Source organism: Burkholderia catarinensis (assembly GCF_001883705.2).
GTDB classification, from domain to species: Bacteria; Pseudomonadota; Gammaproteobacteria; order Burkholderiales; family Burkholderiaceae; genus Burkholderia; species Burkholderia catarinensis.
This window is the reverse complement of the sequence record NZ_MDEQ02000010.1, coordinates 101,604-120,477: the sequence shown is the minus strand read 5'-3', so window position 1 is coordinate 120,477 and position 18,874 is coordinate 101,604. Positions and strand designations below refer to the sequence as shown.

Below are 18,874 nucleotides of genomic sequence, written 5' to 3'. Positions count from 1 at the left end.
GCGCCGCGATGGTGCCTGCGGGGCCGGCTGCGCAGGCCCGGTTCGATCGGCCCGCGCGGTGCGTCTCAGTCGTGCCTGACGCTTACTCGTTGGGCGGCGGCGTCTTCGGCCTGAATTCGCACAGCGGCTCGATCGCGCAGTGCCAGCATTCGGGCTTGCGGGCCTTGCACACATAGCGCCCGTGCAGGATCAGCCAGTGATGCGCGTCCTGCAGGAATTCCTTCGGCGTGAATTTCTCGAGCGCTGCCTCGACGGCCCGCACGTCCTTGCCCGGGGCGAGCCCCGTGCGATTCGCGACGCGGAAGATATGCGTGTCGACCGCGATCGTCGGCTGGCCGAACGCGGTGTTCAGCACGACGTTGGCGGTCTTGCGGCCGACGCCCGGCAGGCTTTCGAGCGCTTCGCGATCGGCCGGCACCTCGCCGTCGTAGCGCTCGAGCAGGATCCGGCACGTCGCGACCACGTTCTTCGCCTTGGTCCGGTATAGACCGATCGTCTTGATGTACTCGGTGACGCCTTCCTCGCCAAGCGCGACGATTTGTCGCGGGGTGTTCGCGACCGGAAACATCTTCCGCATCGCCTTGTTGACCGACACGTCGGTCGCCTGCGCGGACAGCATCACGGCGATCAGCAGCTCGAACGGCGTCGTGTATTCGAGCTCGGTGGTCGGATGCGGGTTGAGGCTCTGCAGCGTTTCGTAGATCGCGTGTCGTTTGCTGGCGTTCATGGAGCGTTCTGGTCGGGCGGCGCGGGCGGGCCGCCCTGGTCGTCGTTGCCTGCGTCGTTGTCGTCGCCGTTGCCATTGCCGCCCGGCGCCGCGGCTTCGGCGTCGCGCTGCGCCTGCTGTTCGGCCAGCCGTTTGCGGCGGGCCTCGGCCGCGTCGATCTGCGCCTGGACGGCTGCGCTCACGCCTTCGGTGTTCTGCGGCCCGGCGCCTTGCCCGGACAGTTCTTCCTTCTTCTTGCGCGCGCGCTCGAGCGCGGCGGCGATGATCGCGCGCTTCTTCGCGTCGGCGTCGTCTGCGGCCGGTGCGGCGGCTGGCGCGCCGGGCTGCGGATCGGGCTGTACCGTGGCCGGCTTCGCGGCGCTGGCCGCGCGGCGTGCGGCGGCGCGCGCTTCCGCGGCCTCGCGTTCGCGGCGCTGGCGGGCGAGCCGGAGGTCGTGGCGTTCGCGCGCGGCATCCGCCTGGTCCTGCGACCACGCATCCCAGCCCGTGCGATCGCCGGTCACGGGCAGCATCGCGATGCAGTCGACGGGGCAAGGCGGCACGCACAGGTCGCAGCCCGTGCACAGCGACTCGACGATCGTGTGCATCTGCTTCGGTGCGCCGACGATTGCGTCGACCGGGCACGCCTGCATGCACAGCGTGCAGCCGATGCACAGGCTTTCGTCGATGAATGCGACGGCGCGCGGATGCTCGCTGCCGTTGACGGGGTTCAGCGGAATCACCGGCTTGCCGAGCAGGCCCGCGAGGCGCGCGATGCCTTCGGCGCCGCCGGGCGGGCACTGGTTGTAGTTCGCGTCGCCGGCGGCGATCGCCTCGGCGTACGGACGGCAGCCGTTATAGCCGCACTTTGTGCATTGCGTCTGGGGAAGCAGATCTTCGATGCGATCCGCGAGTGTTTTGGAGTCGGTCACGGTGACAACGGGCGCAGCGGCGCCGAATGGCTCTCGGCCGCGTCGGGCGCGGCCGGAAAGGTTTGCCAAAGCTTGATTATCGCCGATTTCCCGCATTGCGCTGGACGCCGTCTGTGCGCATAATCGAACCGCTTTTTTGCAGGGGCTCAGCAGGAGGGCGGCCGCACGCGGCGCGCCCGTTCCAGGGCGGCCGGCGCCGAGGCGGTGGGGGTGCCGGTCCGGATCACGCGGCTCACATAGCAAAACGCCACCATGAATCAGCCAAAAATCAAAAGAGATCCTGAAGGTACGCGGCGCCGCATCCTGATGGCGGCAGCCGAAGAGTTCGCGAGTGGAGGGCTGTTCGGCGCGCGCGTCGACCAGATCGCGCGCCGGGCCGAAACCAACGAGCGCATGCTCTATTACTACTTCGGCAGCAAGGAGCAGCTGTTTACGGCCGTGCTCGAACACGCGTTCTCCGCACTGACCGAGGCCGAGCGCGTGCTCGATCTCGACGGCGTCGCGCCGGTCGAAGCCGTCACACGGCTCGCGCATTTCGTTTGGGACTACTACCGCGACCATCCGGAACTGCTCAGGCTCATCAACAACGAGAACCTGCACGAGGCACGCTACCTGCACAAGTCGACGCGGATCCGCGAGATGATGTCGCCGATCGTCGCGAAGCTCGGCAACGTGCTGATGCGCGGCCAGAAGGCCGGGCTGTTCCGCGCGGACGTCGATCCGCTGCGCTTCTACGTGACGCTGTCGGGGCTCGGCTACTACATCGTGTCGAACCGCTTCACGCTCGCCGCGACGCTCGGCCGGGACTTCACCGACACCGACGAGCGTGCGGAGATGGTCCGGATGAACACCGAGGTGCTGCTCGCGTATCTGCTGCGGCGCTGACGCGCCGGCAAGCGGCCGCCGGATGCAAAAACGCCGCCGTGCGCAAGCAACGGCGGCGTTTTTTCGTCGGAACGCGATGCGTCAGGCGGCCTTGCGCGCACGCACGGTTTTGGCGCGCGGGCTGTTGCTGGCACGTTTCGCGGCCGGTGCGGCCTTCGCAGGGGCAGCGACCGGGGCCGGAGCCTTCGCCGCGCGCGTGCGCTTCGCCGCGGTGGCCCGCGTCGTTTCGGCCTGCGCGTTATCGGCCGGCACGGCCGTAAGCGTCACGGCCGCCGGCGCATCGGGACGATCCTTCGTCGCGCCGTTCTTCGGTTCCGGCGCATGCTCGCGGATGAAGTCGCGCAGTTGCGGGTAGATGATCGTGCGCCAGCGGCGTCCCGAGAAAATCCCGTAGTGGCCGCACTTCTCGGCGGTCAGGCTGCGGCGCTGGTCTTGCGGGATGCCCGTGCACAGCTCGTGCGCGACGTGCGTCTGGCCGCTGCCCGAGATGTCGTCGAGTTCGCCCTCGATCGTCATCAGCGCGGTGTGCTTGATGTCCTGCGGACGCACGCGCTCGCCTTCGACATCCCACGTCCCTTCGGCAAGCCGGAATTCCTGGAACACGACGCGGATCGTCTCGAGGTAATACTCGGCGGCCATGTCGAGCACCGCGTTGTACTCGTCGTAGAAGCGGCGGTGCGCTTCGGCGTCGTCCTCGTCACCGCGCAGCAGGCTCTGGTAGAAATCCCAGTGCGATTGCGCGTGCCGTTCCGGGTTCATCGCGACGAAGCCCGTGTGCTGCAGGAAGCCCGGATACACGTGGCGGCCTTCGCCCGGATAATTCGCGGGCACCGTGTGGATCACGTTGTTCTCGAACCACGCGGTCGAATGCTGCGTGGCGAGCGAATTCACCGACGTCGGGCTGCGGCGCGCGTCGATCGGGCCGCCCATCATCGTCATCGTGAGCGGCGTTTCCTCGCCGCGGCTCGCCATCAGCGAGATCGCCGCAAGCACCGGCACCGTCGGCTGGCACACCGAGATCACGTGCAGGTTGCGCGCGCCGATGTGGCGGATGAATTCCTGGATATACGCGATGTAATCGTGCAGGTGGAACGGGCCGGTCTCGACCGGCACCATCCGCGCGTCGATCCAGTCGGTGATGTAGACCTTGTGATCCTGCAGCAGCGTGCGCACCGTGTCGCGCAGCAAAGTCGAGTGGTGGCCCGACAGCGGCGCGCAGACCAGCACGACCGGCTCGTCCTTCAGTTGCGTGACGGCGTCGGCGTCGTCCGAATAGCGCTTGAAACGCAGCAGGTTGCAGAACGGCTTCTCGACGATCGTCTGCTCGACGATCGGGATGTTGTGGCCATCCTTGACGATCTGATGAAGGTTGAATTCGGGCTTCTCGTAATCCTTGCCGAGCCGGTACATCAGTTCGTAGGCGGCGGCCATCCGCGTCGCACCCGGCATCAGCGAGAACGGGCTGGACGGATTGGCGAACGACTTGGAGGCGGCCTGGGCCCAGGCCGTGAGCGGGCTCAGCATGGCCCGCTGGAATTCGTGCAGTTGGTAAAGCATGCAGACTACTCCCGCGTGGGGGACGGTGCGCAAGGGCGGCGTGGGGCGTCGCGGCGTGCCGTGGGGGTCAGCGGCCGGCCATGTTGCACTGCGGCCGGACAATCGTGTCGATCATATCGGACAACGACGAATGGTGCAATGCAACATTTCCCCGGTTTTTCATCAAACTTTTGCGATTTGACGTTCTCTGAACAACCCGCCCGCGCTCCCGCTCAGCGCCCGGTGGCCACGGCCGGCGCGGGCTGGCCTGCCGCGCGGGCCATGGCGTCCTCGTGGTGCATCAGGTTCATCGCGGTATGCACGAGCGCCACGTGCGAGAACGCCTGCGGGAAGTTGCCGACGAGCCGGCCCTCGACCGGGTCATATTCCTCGGCGAGCAGCCCGAGGTCGTTGGACAGCGCGAGCAGCCGGCTGAACAGCCGGTGCGCGTCGTCGATCCGGCCGAGCAGCGCGTAGTTGTCGACCAGCCAGAAGCTGCATGCGAGAAACGTGCCTTCGCCGGGCGGCAGGCCGTCGTCGTACTCGGTCGTGCGGTAGCGCATCACGAGCCCGTCGTGCAGCAATTCCCGCTCGATCGCTTCGACCGTGCCGACGACGCGCGGGTCTTCCGGCGGCAGGAAGCCGAGCAGCGGCATCAGCAGCACGCTCGCGTCGAGCTCGTCGCTGCCGTAGCTCTGCGCGAACGCCTGCTTGCCTTCGTGCCACGCGTTGTCGCAGACGTCGGCGTGGATCTGCTCGCGCAGCGCGCGCCAGCGGTCGAGCGAGCCGGGCAGCCGGAACATTTCCGCCGACTTGATCGCGCGGTCGAACGCGACCCACGCCATCACCTTCGAGAACGTGAAATGGCGGCGGCCGCCGCGCGTTTCCCAGATTCCCTCGTCGGGTTCCCGCCAGATCTTCTCGAGATGGTCGAGCAGCGTGCACTGCACGGACCAGACCGTGTCGTCGGCCTGCAGGCCACCCACGCGCGCGAGGTGCAGCGCGGCCATCACCTCGCCGAACACGTCGAGCTGGAGCTGGTTCGCGGCGCCGTTGCCGACGCGTACCGGCTTCGAGTCCTGATAGCCGGGCAGCCAGTCGAGTTCTATTTCCGGCAGCCGGCGCTCGCCGGCGATCCCGTACATGATCTGGATCTGCTCGGGCGAGCCGGCCATGACGCGGCCGAGCCACGAGCGCCACGCGCGCGCCTCGTCGTAGTAGCCGCCGCGCATCAGCGCGAGCAGCGTGATCGTCGCATCGCGCAGCCAGCAGTAGCGATAGTCCCAGTTGCGGTTGCCGCCGATCTTCTCGGGCAGCGACGTGGTCGGCGCGGCGACGATGCCGCCGGTCGGTTCGTACGCGAGCGCCTTCAGCGTGATCAGCGAACGGCGCACGGCGGCCGCGTAGCGGCCCTGCACCTGGCAGCGGCCCGACCATTCGAGCCAGTAGTTCTCGGTGCGCGCGAGCATCGACAGCGGGTCGCGTGCGGGCGGCAACCGCAGGTGCGATGCCGCATAGCTGAGCGAGAACGGCACGCGCTCGTCCGCGCTCACCGTGAATTCCGCGAGCGTATGGAGGTTTTCGCCGGTGAGCGGCACTGGCGTGCGCAGCACGACGGTGTCGGGGCCGGCGATCGCCTTCATGCCGTCCTCGCGGGCCAGTTGCGTGACCCACGGGATCGAGAAACCGTAGTCGAAGCGCAACACGAGCTCCATGCGCATCTTCATCGTGCCGTGGCGGCCGACGACGATCCGCACCAGTTCGGACCAGCCGTTGCCGGGCGGCATGAAGTCGACCACGGTGACGGCGCCGTCGGCGCTTTCGTAATCGGTTTCGAGAATCAGCGTGTCGCCGCGATAGCGGCGGGTCGTGTGCGTGATCGCGGCGTCGGCGGCCGGCGCGAGCAGCCAGCGGCCGTGTTCGGGCGTGCCGATGAGCGCCGCGAAGCAGGCGCCCGAATCGAAGCGGGGCCAGCACAGCCAGTCGACGGAGCCGTCTTTTGCGATCAGCGCGGCGGTATGGCCGTCGCCGACGAGGGCGTAGTCTTCGATCAGGGCGGGCATGGGCAGGCGATCCTTGGTTTCGAGTTCACAATGCGGACGACGGCGGCCGGGCTTCACGCCCTGACGCCGTGCCCCGTATACTCGGCCGGGCGGCGGAGCGCGTGAACGGCCGGCGTTTCGTCCTATCTCAACACTTGAAGCGAATCGATGCAAGGAGGATTCAATGCCCATCCGTTTACGCGAGCATGACGCACGCGCTTCGACACGAGGGTTCCCGCTTAGGCTCGCTCACTGGATGAAAGGTTTCGCGATCGTGCTCTCACTGTCCGCGACCCATGCATTTGCGCAGCAATCGCCCGTACCGGCCGACGGCGTCTACAACCTGCTCGTCGGCACCTATACGGGCGGCGGCAGCGACGGCATCTATGTTTACCGCTTCGATACCAAAACCGGCAGCGTCGCGCCCGTGTCGTCGGCGAAGACCGAGAATCCGTCGTACCTGTTGCCGAGCCGCGACGGTCGCACCGTCTACGCGGTCAACGAACTGCCCGGCGACAACGGGCCGGCGACACAGCGCGGCGGCGTCAGCGCATTCCGCTTCGACGCGAAGACGGGCGCGCTGACCTTCATCGATCGCGTGTCGTCGGAAGGGAACGATCCTTGCTATCTCGCACTGTCGCCGGACGGCAAGTACCTCGTGACGGCCAACTACTCGGTCGCGTCGGATCCGGGCGGCAGCTTCGCGGTGTTTCCGCTGCGCGACGACGGAGCAGTTGGCCGGGCCGCGCTGACCGTGCACCACGAAGGCAAGGGGCCCGTGAAGGGCCGCCAGGACGGCGCGCACGTGCACTCGACGGTGTTTTCGCCGGACGGCCATTACCTGTTCGTGCAGGATCTCGGCGCGGACAAGGTCTACGGCTACCGCTACACGGTGGACGGCAGCCGCGGGCTGATCAGCCCGACCGACACGCGCTACACGCCGGTGAAGGCCGGCTCGGGCCCGCGTCACATGGTGTTCGGCGCCGACGGCCGGTTCGCGTACGTGACGAGCGAGCTCAACGCGTCGGTCGAGGTGTTCGGCTACCGTGACGGCAAGCTGACGCCGGTCGAGACGCTGCCGATGACGGCGCCGGGCTTCAAGGGCAAGGTCGGCGGCGGCGCGATCCACCTGTCGCCGGACGGTCGCTTCCTGTACGTGAGCAACCGCGGCGACGTGAACGACCTCGTGATCTATGCGGTGAACCAGGCCGACGGCCGGCTGAAGCATGTCGGCCGCCAGTCGAGCCTCGGCAAGACGCCGCGCGAGTTCCTGATCGATCCGACCGGCAAATGGCTGATCGTCGGCAACCAGGACAGCGATACGTTCTACGTGTTCAGCCGCGATGTCGAAACGGGGCAGCTCGGCCCGAATCCGCAGAAGGTCGCGGTCGGCAAGCCGGTCGACTTCAAGCTGGTGCCGGTGCAGTAAACGACAAAGGGCGCTGCCGATGATGCAGCGCCCTTTGTTTTCCGGGGCGGCCGGTTTCCCGGTGCGCCGGTATCGGTCGATGGCGGCCGACCGGCCGCCGCGCTCAGTCGGCCGCGGCCGGCACGAGCACCTCGCGGCTGCCGTTGATGCCCATCGCAGACACGAGCCCGGCCGCCTCCATCTGCTCGACGAGGCGCGCGGCACGGTTGTAGCCGATGCGCAACTGCCGCTGCACCGACGAGATCGACGCGCGCCGCGTGCGCACGACGAACGCGACGGCTTCGTCGTACAGCGGATCGGCTTCCGCGTCCGGCGCTTCGCCGAACAGGTCCTGCGTCGCGCCGTCGGCGGCCGGGCCGTCGAGAATCCCTTCCTCGTACTGCGGCTCGCCGAACTGCTTCAGGTACTCGACGATCCGGTGCACTTCCTCGTCGGCGACGAACGCGCCGTGCACGCGCTGGGGATAGCCCGTGCCCGGCGGCAGGAACAGCATGTCGCCCATCCCGAGCAGCGATTCGGCGCCCATCTGGTCGAGGATCGTGCGCGAGTCGATCTTCGACGACACCTGGAACGCGACGCGCGTCGGGATGTTCGCCTTGATCAGACCCGTGATCACGTCGACGGACGGACGCTGGGTGGCCAGGATTAGGTGGATGCCGGCCGCGCGCGCCTTCTGCGCGAGGCGCGCGATCAGCTCTTCGATCTTCTTGCCGGCGACCATCATCAGATCGGCCAGCTCGTCGATCACGACGACGATCAGCGGCAGCTTCGACAGCGGCTCGGGATCCTCGGGCGTCAGCGAGAACGGGTTGCCGATCTTCTTTTCCTTCGCTTCCGCGTCGCGGATCTTCTGGTTGAAGCCCGCGAGGTTGCGCACGCCGACGGCCGACATCAGCCGGTAGCGCTTCTCCATTTCGCCGACGCACCAGTTCAGCGCGTTCGCCGCGAGCTTCATGTCGGTGACGACCGGTGCGAGCAGGTGCGGGATGCCTTCGTAGACCGACAGCTCCAGCATCTTCGGGTCGATCATGATGAGCCGCACGTCTTCCGGCGTCGCCTTGTACAGCAGCGACAGGATCATCGCGTTGATCGCGACCGACTTGCCCGAGCCCGTCGTGCCGGCGACGAGCATGTGCGGCGCCTTCGCGAGATCGGTGACGACCGGGTGGCCCGTGATGTCCTTGCCCATCGCGATCGTCAACTGCGACGGCGAATGCTGGTACTCGCGCGACGCGAGAATTTCCGACAGGCGGATCATCTGGCGCTTCGCGTTCGGCAGCTCGAGGCCCATGCAGGTCTTGCCGGGAATCGTCTCGACGACGCGGACCGACGTGAGGCCGAGGCCGCGCGACAGGTCCTTCATCAGCCCGACGATCTGGCTGCCGCGCACGCCGAGCGCGGGTTCGATCTCGAAGCGCGTGATCACGGGGCCGGCCGATGCGCCGACGACCGTCACCGGCACCTTGAATTCCTGCAGCCGCTGTTCGATCACCTGCGCCGTCTGCGCCAGGTGTTCCTCGGTGATCGGTTCGACGTCGTCGGACGCGGGCTCGAGCAGGTCGAGCGTCGGCAGTTCGACGTTGAACGACGCGGGCGCGTGGAATTCGAACGCGTTCGGGCGCGGCGCGCGCGCCGGGGTGTCGGGGGCCGGTGAGTCGGCTGCGGCCGGCACGGCCGGCTCGATTGCCGCGGCGGCGGTTGCGTCGGCCTGCGGGGCAACGGGAATCGTCGGCGCGAGCAGACTCGCGCCGGGGACGATTGCTCCCGGCTGCGGTGCCGCGGCCGATGCGGCCGCCGGCGTCGCGGGCCCATTCGACACGGACCAGCTCGCCAGCAATGCGGCGGGGGCGGGTGAAGTTTCGAACGTCGTGGTTGCGGTGATGGCGGACGCGGCAGCGATCGACGGAGCCTGCATCGCGGTTGCTGCGCCGATGGACGCCGGCGATCCGATCGAGACGGCAGGCGAGCCTGCGACCGGGTAAGCCGGGGCCGCCGGGGCCGTGGTCATCGGGGCGACTGCGCCGGAGGACGCTATCGTCGCGACGGTAGCGGCTGGCGGCACGGGCAGGCTTGCTGCCGGCTGCGGGGCGACCGCGCCGGATGCGCCGAATGTCGTACCGGCCGACGCGGTTGCCGTGTTGGCCGGAAGCGTCGATGCGGGCGCGGAAGGCTGTGCAGCGATCGGGACGAACGTGAAATTCACGGGCGTCGCGGTGACGGGCGTTGCGGGCGCTTGCGCAGCCGAACCGGCGGCCGGGCTAGAAGCGCCGGTTGTTGCCGGCGCCGCGGCGGGCGCAACGCTCGGTGCGGATGCAGGTGCCGGCACCGGTGCAGTCGAACCGTGGGCGGTGCCGGCGAGCGGCCACGTCGTGGCGGCAGAAGCCGTCGGCGCGGCGGCAAACGGTTGAGCGGCCGACGATTCCGGCAATTCCGGGGAAGCGGCCGTATGAGTCGTTGCAGGTTGCACCGTCGACGGAATCGACGGCGTCCGCGCCCAATCCGTCGCGAGCGTGGCGCCCTGAGCGATTGCCGGCAGCGGCGCTGCACGCTCCGCTGCGTCAGGCGTGGCGGCTACCGGGGCGGTACCCGATGCGGCCGGTACCGGCGTTGTCGCAAGCGGCATGGCCTCGGAAATTGCGCGCGCCGACGTTCCGGCGATCGACGAAGCGGGCAGGGCCGCGAACGGAGCGATGCCTCCGGCGGGTTTTACGTCGGCGTGCGCATCGGCGCTGCCCTGCGGCACGCTGGCCGATGCAGCACGATCGATTGCAGGAGCCGGTTGTGCGCCGTACTTGTCGTCGGTATCGATGCGCGCAAGGGGTTGGCTTGCGGCGATGTCATGAACCGCTTCGGCTTCCGGTTGCGCGGAGGCGGCGTTGGCCGGCTCCGATTCCGTCGCGTCAGCCGGCGATTCGGCGATCGGGTTCGCGGCCGATACGTCGAACGCGGGAACCGGCTGGCTGGCGAGGTCTTCCCACGGCGCGAGGTCGATGGGCGTGTCGAACGATTGTGCGGACGTGATCCCGGATGCCGGCGCGGCGGGCGCATCGGCGACGTGCCGGATCTCGTCGTCGGCGTGACGCGAAAACGCGCTGTCGGCGATGCCGGAATTCGACCGTGCGTGCGGCGGGGCGTCGTCGAACGCCGGGCCCCCCCAATCGGCAACGGGAGTGTGAATACCGGGCTCTGCCGGCATGAATGCGTCGAGCACGATCGGTGCGCTGTTGTCGTACGCGGGTGCGGCATCGTGTTCGACCGGAACACCGGCGTCATGGGACGCGATGCCGTGGAGCGCGGAGACGATCCCGTTCGACACGGCCGCCGATGCCGGCGCTGCAATGCTGCCTGCTGCCACCGCAACACCGGCCACGGCCGCCGCGGGCGCTGCGTCGGCCGGCTGCGAACCGCCCAGCGTCGCCCATTGCGCGGTGCTGGCTTCGATCGAACGCAGCGTATCGTGAACGCTCGGTGCCGGCGTGATCGGTGCGGCGGGCTTTTCCGTCCATGCATAGAGCGGTGCGCGCGCCGGCGTTTGCTGCGACGGGCGGCGTTGCGCCGCGTCAGGCGTCAGGCCGGCCGCGCCTGCTCCTGCGACCGGTCGGCCGGGCGGGTGGGGCGGCTGCGTGCCGACCGGCCGCGGCGTGACCGTGGCGCGCGGAGCGGTTTGCTTCAACGCAGCGGTGACCGGTCGCGCGGCAGTCGGACGCGGGCGGACGGGTTCGAATCCGACAGGAAGCGGGGCCGGATCCGGGCGCGACACTTGCGCGTTCGCCGCTGCGCGCGCGAGGCTGGCGGTGCTGCCGGTCGTGGGGGGCGGCATCGCACTGGTCGGGATCGGCGCGGGCGGCGCCGGCACGCGCTGGGGCACGGTCGCGGTCGGCTTCAGCCAGCCCGACGGCGCGACGGGTTCCGTGTGCGGACGCGGGGGCGTCTTCGGGGGCGTCTTGCTGCGCGGCTTCGGCCGCGCCTGCGGGTCGGGTTTCCACAGCGTCGGGCGCGAATATCGGCCGTTCTGGCGCGGCGCCATCGAGTTGACGGTATGCGCGGTGGTCGGCTGGACGATGTCGTCGTCGCGATGCAGCGCGCTGCGCGGCAGGTCGGCGATGCCGCGCGCGTCGTCGTCGTCGCCGTCGCGCGACAGCTTGACGCCGAACGACGTGTCGACCCACGCGGCGAACTGCCGCCAGCCGATGCCGGTCAGCCAGGGCAGCCCGGCGAAAAACAGCACGACCATCGCGACCGGCGTGCCGATCGGGCCGAGCACGTGGGCGAAGCCTGCCGAGAATGCATGGCCGAGCGCGTTCGTGTCGGGGCCCGACAGCGGGCTCGTCAGCGTGCAGCTTGCAACGAATACCGCGGCGAAACCGAGCCACAGGCGGATCGAACCGCGGCCGGCGAGCCCGCCGCCGCCGGGCAGCATTGCCTGCACGAGACGCCAGAAGAGAAGGAGGAACCAGACGGCGGAGATGCCGAACCAGCCGAAGACTACCGTGTGCATGCTTTGAAACAGGAGTGGGGAGGGGCGCGCGGGGCGCGACCCGCCGAGTTTAACCGGCCGGCGAACAAGACTCTAACGCGGCGTGATTTCGATTCACGCCGCGCGACGCGTGTGCCGTGCACACGCGCGTGGCGCGCCACGCGAAGGCGGTCGGTCGGCCTTCGCGCGCGCCGTTGCATCAAGGGCTCCGGTGCGTGAAGGTCAGCGTTGCGCCGGCGTTGGTCACGATCTGCAATTGCTGAGGCGCGCGCATCTGCACGCCGGTCTTTTCGACGTGGGCGAGCGCGTCGAGGTACGCGTGTTCGAGCTGGCCGCCGAGCGTATTCGGGCAGGCCATCCGCGTGCCGGCCAGCGGGCCGAAGCTCAGCAGGCCGTTCTTGATCGCGTAGGTGCCCATGTAGCGGTTGCAGCCCGAGAACCCGCTGGCGCGCCGGATGCCCGACTCGGTCGACAGCGCGAGCTTGATCGGCTCGCCGTTGTCGCCGTGCGGGATCGCGCGTTGCGTGCCGTCGGCGTTCAGCCAGCTGGTGAGTTCCCAGCTCGTGTCGTCGAGCAGCTGGACGGCGGCCGGGTTGTACGGGTCGGGCGCGGGGGCGGCGGAATCGGGATGGGTCGGCATCGCGCAGGCGGCGAGAAGCGTGGCAAGCGTCAACGCGCAGAGCGTCGCGCGCAACGGGCGAAGCAGGCCGGTGCGTGCGCGTGCGGCTGCGGACAGGTGGGACATGAGCCTCGTTCCTCATCGGATTCTGATCAAGGCGTAAGAGTAACGCACCCGCCCCGCGGCAGGCGAGCCGACACTTCGCGCGTGAAAACGTTCGCGGCCCGCCGGCGAGCCGCGCGAGGCCGGGATCGACGCGGCGAAACGCGCCGGACCGGCACCGTGACGCGTGTTAACATCGAAGCCGTTTTCGTCCTCCACCAGAAGCGGGAAATCACATGCAGATCGGTCAGCGGCTCGGTACGCCGCTCTCACCCTCGGCCACGCGCGTCATGCTGCTCGGCGCCGGCGAGCTCGGCAAGGAAGTCATTATCGCGTTGCAGCGGCTCGGCGTCGAAGTCGTCGCGGTCGACCGCTATCCGGACGCGCCGGGCCACCAGGTCGCACATCGCGCGCACGTGATCGACATGACGGACGCGGCCGCGCTGCGGACGATCGTCGAGACCGAGCGTCCGCACCTGATCGTGCCCGAGATCGAGGCGATCGCGACCGACGCGCTCGCGGCGATCGAGGCGGCCGGCCTCGCCGAGGTGATCCCGACCGCGCGCGCGACGCAGCTCACGATGAACCGCGAGGGGATCCGCCGGCTCGCGGCCGAGGAGCTCGGCCTGCCGACGTCGCCGTATGCGTTCGCGGATTCGTTCGAGGCCTTCAGCGCGGCCGTCGAGAAGATCGGCATGCCGTGCGTCGTGAAGCCCGTGATGTCGTCGTCGGGCAAGGGGCAGTCGGTCGTGAAGACCGAAGCCGACGTGAAGCCGGCGTGGGACTACGCGATGGCGGGCGGGCGCGTGAACCACGGCCGCGTGATCGTCGAGGGCTTCATCGATTTCGAATACGAGATCACGCAACTGACCGTGCGCGCGATCGACCCGGCGACGCTCGGCACGCGCACCTACTTCTGCGAGCCGGTCGGCCACGTGCAGGTCGCGGGCGACTACGTCGAATCGTGGCAGCCGCAGCCGATGAGCGCGGCGGCGCTCGAGAAGTCGCGCGAGATCGCGCACAAGGTGACCGAGGCGCTCGGCGGGCGCGGGATGTTCGGCGTCGAGCTGTTCGTGCGCGGCGACGACGTGTGGTTCTCCGAGGTGAGCCCGCGGCCGCACGATACGGGCCTCGTCACGCTCGCGTCGCAGCGCCAGTCGGAATTCGAGCTGCACGCGCGTGCGATTCTCGGGCTGCCGGTCGATCCGGCGCTCGGCACGCCGGCTGCGTCGGCCGTGATCTACGGCGGGCTCGACGAGCGCGCGATCGCGTTCGAAGGCGTGCGCGACGCGCTTGCCGTGCCGGGCGCCGACCTGCGCCTGTTCGGCAAACCGGAAAGTTTTGCGAAGCGGCGCATGGGCGTCGCACTGGCGACCGGCGCGACCGTCGACGAAGCCCGCGAACGCGCGAAGCGCGCCGCCGCGGCCGTCCGGCCCGTGTCGACCCGCTGACGTCGCCAGGAGAGAACGATGGCACCGATGTGGCTGCGTATCGGAAAGCTGGGCGCCGCGCTGGCGCTTGCCGTGAACCTCGCGGGTTGCGGCCTCGCCGCCGCGCCGTGCCGGGTGGCCTCCGCCGGGCTCAAGATCGTGCCGCTCGTCGGCCATGTCGCGGCCGCGCCGACCGACGCCTGCGCCGAGGTCATCGATCCCTGATCGCGACAACCAGCACGATCACCACCGAGCACCAACAATAAGTGCGCGCCCCGGGAGGGCGCGTTACCACCCGTCTCGTGAGAGGACCTGCATGATTCGCCGAACCCTCGCCGCGCTCGCGCTCGCCGGCACCGCCGTTTCCGTCGCGCATGCCGCGCAATTGACCGTCGAAGAGATCGACGCCGATGCGCGCCAGCAGGCCGTCTACCAGTGCGCGAACCAGAAGCAGCCCGTGCGCGTGTCGTACTGGCTCGCGGGCAACGGCCAGAGCTTCGCGCTCGTGCCGGTCAACGGGCGGCTGATGCTGTTCGTCGATACCGTGTCGGCGTCGGGCGCGCGCTACCAGGCCGGCCGTTATACGTGGTGGACGAAGGGCAAGGAAGCGACGCTGCGCGATGAGATCGCCGACCAGAAGTCGCCGCCGCTGCTTGGCGACTGCGTACAGGTCGAGAAGAAAAAGAAGCAGGGCTGAGCGCCAGGCACGAGCGCGGATCGTGCGCCGGTGTCGGCCGGCGGCCGGTTGCCGGGCCTGACGGCCCGCGCGCGGGCCGATGGAGGGCGTTCGGGCGAGACGATCCGGGATCGGGCCCCTGATATTGCTCGCCGGCCGATCGGGATAGCCCGATCAGGCCAACCGTCGGCCGCGCGGGCCGGTGCGGGCTCGCCGCGCGGATCGCCGTTGCGGCCGTTCGCGGCGTTGTCACGGACAGATGGCCGCGCAGTGCTACAATACGCCCCTTTCCGCCGGCATTCGCGCCGAACGGAGTCCGCACGGCCTCGCGCCCGGTGTTCGAATTGAACCGGTCCCAAGCGCCAGAGCGGCGCCGCGCGGCGCGCCGCGGCTCCGCCTACTTCCGAATTGTGATGAGCGCAGGCCCGGCTGGCCTGACGCACGATGTCCCCGCCGCGCCTTTTGAGCGAAAACGCCACCATGTCCGATTCTGTCGCCAAGCCCGTCGACGCAACCTTCGATCAATTCGGCCTTGCCGCCGATATCCTGAAAGCCATTGCGGAGCAGGGCTATACGACCCCGACGCCGATCCAGGCGCAGGCCATTCCGGTCGTGCTCGCCGGCCGCGACGTCATGGGCGCCGCGCAAACGGGTACCGGCAAGACCGCGAGCTTCTCGCTGCCGATCATCCAGCGCCTGCTGGCGCAGGCCAACACGAGCGCGTCACCGGCGCGCCACCCCGTGCGTGCGCTGATCCTCACGCCGACCCGCGAACTCGCCGACCAGGTCGCCGCGAACGTGCACGCGTATGCGAAGCACACGCCGCTGCGCAGCGCGGTGGTGTTCGGCGGCGTCGACATGAACCCGCAGATGGCCGAGCTGCGCCGCGGCGTCGAGATCCTGATCGCGACGCCGGGCCGCCTGCTCGACCACGTGCAGCAGAAGACGGCGAATCTCGGCCAGGTGCAGATCCTCGTGCTCGACGAAGCCGACCGGATGCTCGACATGGGCTTCCTGCCCGATCTGCAGCGCATCCTGAACCTGCTGCCGAAGGAACGCCAGACGCTGCTGTTCTCGGCCACCTTCTCGGGGGAAATCAAGAAGCTCGCGTCGACCTACCTGCGCAACCCGCAGACGATCGAGGTCGCGCGCAGCAACTCGACGAACGCGAACGTCACGCAGATCGTCTACGACGTCGCCGAAGGCGACAAGCAGGCGGCCGTCGTGCAGTTGCTGCGCGGTCGCGGGCTCAAGCAGGTGCTCGTGTTCTGCAACAGCAAGATCGGCGCGAGCCGGCTCGCGCGCAACCTCGAGCGCGACGGCGTGGTCGCGTCGGCGATCCACGGCGACAAGACGCAGCTCGAACGGATGCAGGCGCTCGACGCATTCAAGCGCGGCGAAATCGAGGCGCTCGTCGCGACCGACGTGGCCGCGCGCGGCCTCGACATCGCCGAGCTGCCGGCCGTGATCAACTTCGACCTGCCGTTCAGCGCGGAAGACTACGTGCACCGGATCGGCCGTACGGGCCGCGCGGGCGCGACCGGCGATGCGCTGTCGCTGTGCAGCCCGAACGAGCGCAAGCAGCTCGCCGATATCGAGAAGCTGATCAAGAGCCCGCTCGAAGTGCAGACGCTCGCGATCGACAAGCCGGCGCGCCCTCGTCACGACGAGCGTGGCGGCGAGCGCGGCGGTGACCGTAGCGGCGAACGTAGCGGCGATCGCACCAGCGAGCGCGGTGGCGAGCGGGGCGGCCGGCGCGATCGCGACGAACATCGCGGTGCGTCGGGGCGCCGGTCGGCCGGTTCCGAGCGCGGCGGTCATCACCGTCGCCACGAAGCGCCGGTCGACGATTTCTTCCTGAAGCCGTATGAGCCGTCGGCAGAGGCGAAGCAGTCGGACGACGCGCAGCCCGCGCAGCAGCCCGAGAAGAAAGGGCCGAAGCGTCAGGTCGCCGCGCTGCTCGGCGGGTTCGGGATGCCGCGCAAGCCGTTGGCGTAAGCTCGGCGGACGGTGGCGGGTGCGGCGCGCGAGCGCTGCCGGAGAAACGGGTGCATGCGATGAGCATGTGCCCGTTTTTCATTGGGGCCGCGATTGGGCGAGGGATCGGGGAGGGGCGCGGGGCGCCGGCGAGCGATGCAACCGGCACTCGCCGGCAGCCGATCGCCGCGACGTCGGTTCGCTGCGCGCGTTGGTTAGCCGGCCAGCGGCCCGAAGCGCTGCGCCCACGCAGCCGTCGCGGCCGCGTAGAACGCATCCAGCGTCGTGCCCGCTGGCGCGCCGTCGGGCGCGAGGCCCAGATGCGCTGCGGCAGCCTGCAGTGCCGGCAGCGGATCGTCGCGTTCGAGCGCGATCGCGCCCGTCTGCTTGCTGAGCTTTTCGCCGTTTGCATCGACGACGACGGGCACGTGCAGATATCGCGGCGTCGGCACGCCGAGGCAGTGCTGCAGATGGATCTGGCGCGCGGTCGAATCGAGCAGGTCGGCACCGCGCACGACGTGCGTGATGTGCGTATCGGCATCGTCGACGACGACCGCGAGCTGATAGGCCCATTGGCCGTCCGCGCGCTTCAGCACGAAATCGCCGACTTCGGTCGCGAGGTTCTGCGATTGCGTGTGCTGCCAGCGGTCGTCGAACGCGACGATCGCGTCGTCGCCGTCCGGCACGCGCAGCCGCCAGGCTCGCGCGGGCTTGCCGTGCAGGCCGGTGCGGCAGGTGCCCGGATACGCGAGCGTCGTGTGGCGCTCGTGCTCGGCGCGCAGCGAGTCGGCGATTTCCTTGCGCGTGCAGCCGCACGGATAGACGAACCCCGCCGCGACGAGCCGCTCGAGCGCCGCCGTGTAGGCCGCATCGCGCGTGCTTTGCCAGACGGGCGGCTCGTCGGGCGTCATGCCGAAATGCGCGAGCGTCGCGAGGATGTCGTCGGCCGCGCCGGGCACCGTGCGCGGACCGTCGAGATCCTCGATGCGCACGAGCCACGTGCCGCCGTGCGCGCGCGCGTCGAGCCAGCTCGCGAGCGCGCCGACCAGCGAGCCGAAGTGCAGCGGCCCGGTGGGCGACGGCGCGAAGCGGCCGCGATAGCCGTTCATCGGGGCGCGGGGCGCGCGCTTACGCGGCGCTGGCTGCCTGCGTGCAGGCCGGGCACGACTTGCCGGGCACGTAGCTCGGCGACTGTTGCGCTTCCGGCGTGACGACCGCGCGGCACGCGAAGCACGTGACGTTCTCGGTGGGCTGGAGTTGCGGGTTCAGCGCGGTGCGGTAGTCGAATACGAAGCAATCGCCGTGATAGTGCGCGCCGCCGACTTCCTCGAAGTACTTCAGGATCCCGCCTTCGAGCTGGTACACGTTATCGATGCCGATTTCCTTCATGTGGATCGCGGCCTTCTCGCAGCGGATGCCGCCCGTGCAGAACGAAACCACCGTCTTGCCTTCGAGGTCGGCGCGGTTCGCGTCGATCACTTCCGGGAATTCGCTGAACTTGTCGATCCGGTAGTCGAGCGCGTCGTCGAACGTGCCGACGTCGACCTCGAACGCGTTGCGCGTGTCGAGCATCACGACCGGGCGGCCCGTGTCGTCGTGGCCGCGGTCGAGCCACGCCTTCAGCGTACGTGCGTCGACGAACGGCGCGCGGCCGAGTTCCGGCTTGATCGCGGGCTTCTTCATCGTGATGATCTCGCGCTTCAGGCGCACGAGCATGCGGCGGAACGGCTGCGAATCGGACAGGCTTTCCTTGAACTGCAGCGTCGCGAACTTGCCTTCGAACAGCGGATCGTGGCGGATGTACGCGATGAACGCGTCGGCAGCTTCGCGCGTGCCGGCGACGAACAGGTTGATGCCTTCCGGCGCGAGCAGGATCGTGCCGCGCAGGCCGAGTTCGTTGCAGCGGGCGGTGACGAGCGGGCGCCATTGCTCGGTCGCGTCGAGCGACACGAAGTGGTAGGCGGCGAGGTTGACGATGGTCATGATGGTCCGACGGGAAACGGCCGCACGGCGGCCCGCAAAAAAGGGTGCGAAGCCGGGGCGTTGATTCGAAAAACCGTATT

General features: G+C 69.1%; 14 protein-coding genes. 6 read left to right on the top strand and 8 right to left on the bottom strand.

Annotated elements, in window-relative coordinates:
- Nucleotides 1-82: 82 nt before the first annotated feature.
- Nucleotides 83-727 (bottom strand): endonuclease III, encoded by a 645-nt coding sequence (gene nth, locus BFF94_RS17900; RefSeq protein WP_072440806.1) that lies wholly within the window; start codon nucleotides 725-727, stop codon nucleotides 83-85.
- Entirely contained in the window at nucleotides 724-1,734 is a 1,011-nt protein-coding gene (rsxB, locus tag BFF94_RS17895; protein WP_219139608.1) for an electron transport complex subunit RsxB, read from the bottom strand. Before rsxB ends, nth begins: the two co-directional genes overlap by 4 nt.
- Before the next feature lie 156 nt (nucleotides 1,735-1,890).
- On the opposite strand from rsxB, the gene BFF94_RS17890 reads away from it, so the two are divergent.
- On the top strand, nucleotides 1,891-2,523 hold the full coding sequence (locus BFF94_RS17890; protein WP_128843545.1) for a TetR/AcrR family transcriptional regulator: 633 nt from the start codon (nucleotides 1,891-1,893) through the stop codon (nucleotides 2,521-2,523).
- An 81-nt stretch (nucleotides 2,524-2,604) separates the two neighbouring features.
- Here BFF94_RS17890 and BFF94_RS17885 read toward each other — a convergent pair whose 3' ends face one another.
- Together BFF94_RS17885 and BFF94_RS17880 are read right to left on the bottom strand one after the other, a co-directional pair.
- Complete coding sequence (locus BFF94_RS17885) at nucleotides 2,605-4,080, bottom strand: polyhydroxyalkanoate depolymerase (RefSeq protein ID WP_128843544.1); 1,476 nt, start codon at nucleotides 4,078-4,080, stop codon at nucleotides 2,605-2,607.
- Between the two features lie 212 nt (nucleotides 4,081-4,292).
- Nucleotides 4,293-6,122 carry a glycoside hydrolase family 15 protein gene (locus BFF94_RS17880; protein WP_219139607.1) on the bottom strand — a complete coding sequence of 610 codons (1,830 nt, stop codon included), beginning with the start codon at nucleotides 6,120-6,122 and terminating at the stop codon, nucleotides 4,293-4,295.
- 163 nt (nucleotides 6,123-6,285) lie between these two features.
- Between BFF94_RS17880 and BFF94_RS17875 the strand changes: the two genes are divergently transcribed.
- Nucleotides 6,286-7,530: a lactonase family protein gene (locus BFF94_RS17875; protein WP_128843542.1), complete on the top strand. Its 1,245-nt coding sequence runs from the start codon at nucleotides 6,286-6,288 to the stop codon at nucleotides 7,528-7,530.
- Between the two features lie 103 nt (nucleotides 7,531-7,633).
- Here the strand turns inward: BFF94_RS17875 and BFF94_RS37940 are convergent, their stop codons facing one another.
- Together BFF94_RS37940 and BFF94_RS17865 are read right to left on the bottom strand one after the other, a co-directional pair.
- The gene (locus BFF94_RS37940) at nucleotides 7,634-12,028 is read right to left on the bottom strand and encodes a DNA translocase FtsK (protein ID WP_281426158.1); all 4,395 of its coding nucleotides are present in this window, start codon (nucleotides 12,026-12,028) and stop codon (nucleotides 7,634-7,636) included.
- A 178-nt stretch (nucleotides 12,029-12,206) separates the two neighbouring features.
- A complete protein-coding gene (locus tag BFF94_RS17865; RefSeq protein WP_128843331.1) occupies nucleotides 12,207-12,752 on the bottom strand; it encodes an META domain-containing protein in 546 nt (181 codons plus the stop codon).
- A gap of 212 nt (nucleotides 12,753-12,964) precedes the next feature.
- Between BFF94_RS17865 and purT the strand changes: the two genes are divergently transcribed.
- The 4 genes from purT to BFF94_RS17845 all read left to right on the top strand — a co-directional run bounded on the left by purT (nucleotide 12,965) and on the right by BFF94_RS17845 (nucleotide 16,832).
- Nucleotides 12,965-14,179, top strand: coding sequence for a formate-dependent phosphoribosylglycinamide formyltransferase (gene purT, locus BFF94_RS17860; RefSeq protein WP_128843330.1), 1,215 nt, complete (start codon nucleotides 12,965-12,967; stop codon nucleotides 14,177-14,179).
- An 18-nt stretch (nucleotides 14,180-14,197) separates the two neighbouring features.
- Nucleotides 14,198-14,383 (top strand): DUF6726 family protein, encoded by a 186-nt coding sequence (locus BFF94_RS17855; RefSeq protein WP_128843329.1) that lies wholly within the window; start codon nucleotides 14,198-14,200, stop codon nucleotides 14,381-14,383.
- A gap of 91 nt (nucleotides 14,384-14,474) precedes the next feature.
- Nucleotides 14,475-14,855 carry an MliC family protein gene (locus BFF94_RS17850; protein WP_128843328.1) on the top strand — a complete coding sequence of 127 codons (381 nt, stop codon included), beginning with the start codon at nucleotides 14,475-14,477 and terminating at the stop codon, nucleotides 14,853-14,855.
- Nucleotides 14,856-15,314: 459 nt separating this feature from the next.
- On the top strand, nucleotides 15,315-16,832 hold the full coding sequence (locus BFF94_RS17845) for a DEAD/DEAH box helicase (RefSeq protein ID WP_219139606.1): 1,518 nt from the start codon (nucleotides 15,315-15,317) through the stop codon (nucleotides 16,830-16,832).
- Between the two features lie 194 nt (nucleotides 16,833-17,026).
- Here BFF94_RS17845 and gluQRS read toward each other — a convergent pair whose 3' ends face one another.
- Nucleotides 17,027-17,920 carry a tRNA glutamyl-Q(34) synthetase GluQRS gene (gene gluQRS / locus BFF94_RS17840; protein ID WP_219139605.1) on the bottom strand — a complete coding sequence of 298 codons (894 nt, stop codon included), beginning with the start codon at nucleotides 17,918-17,920 and terminating at the stop codon, nucleotides 17,027-17,029.
- Between the two features lie 19 nt (nucleotides 17,921-17,939).
- A complete protein-coding gene (locus BFF94_RS17835; protein WP_128843326.1) occupies nucleotides 17,940-18,794 on the bottom strand; it encodes a sulfurtransferase in 855 nt (284 codons plus the stop codon).
- Nucleotides 18,795-18,874: the final 80 nt, after the last annotated feature.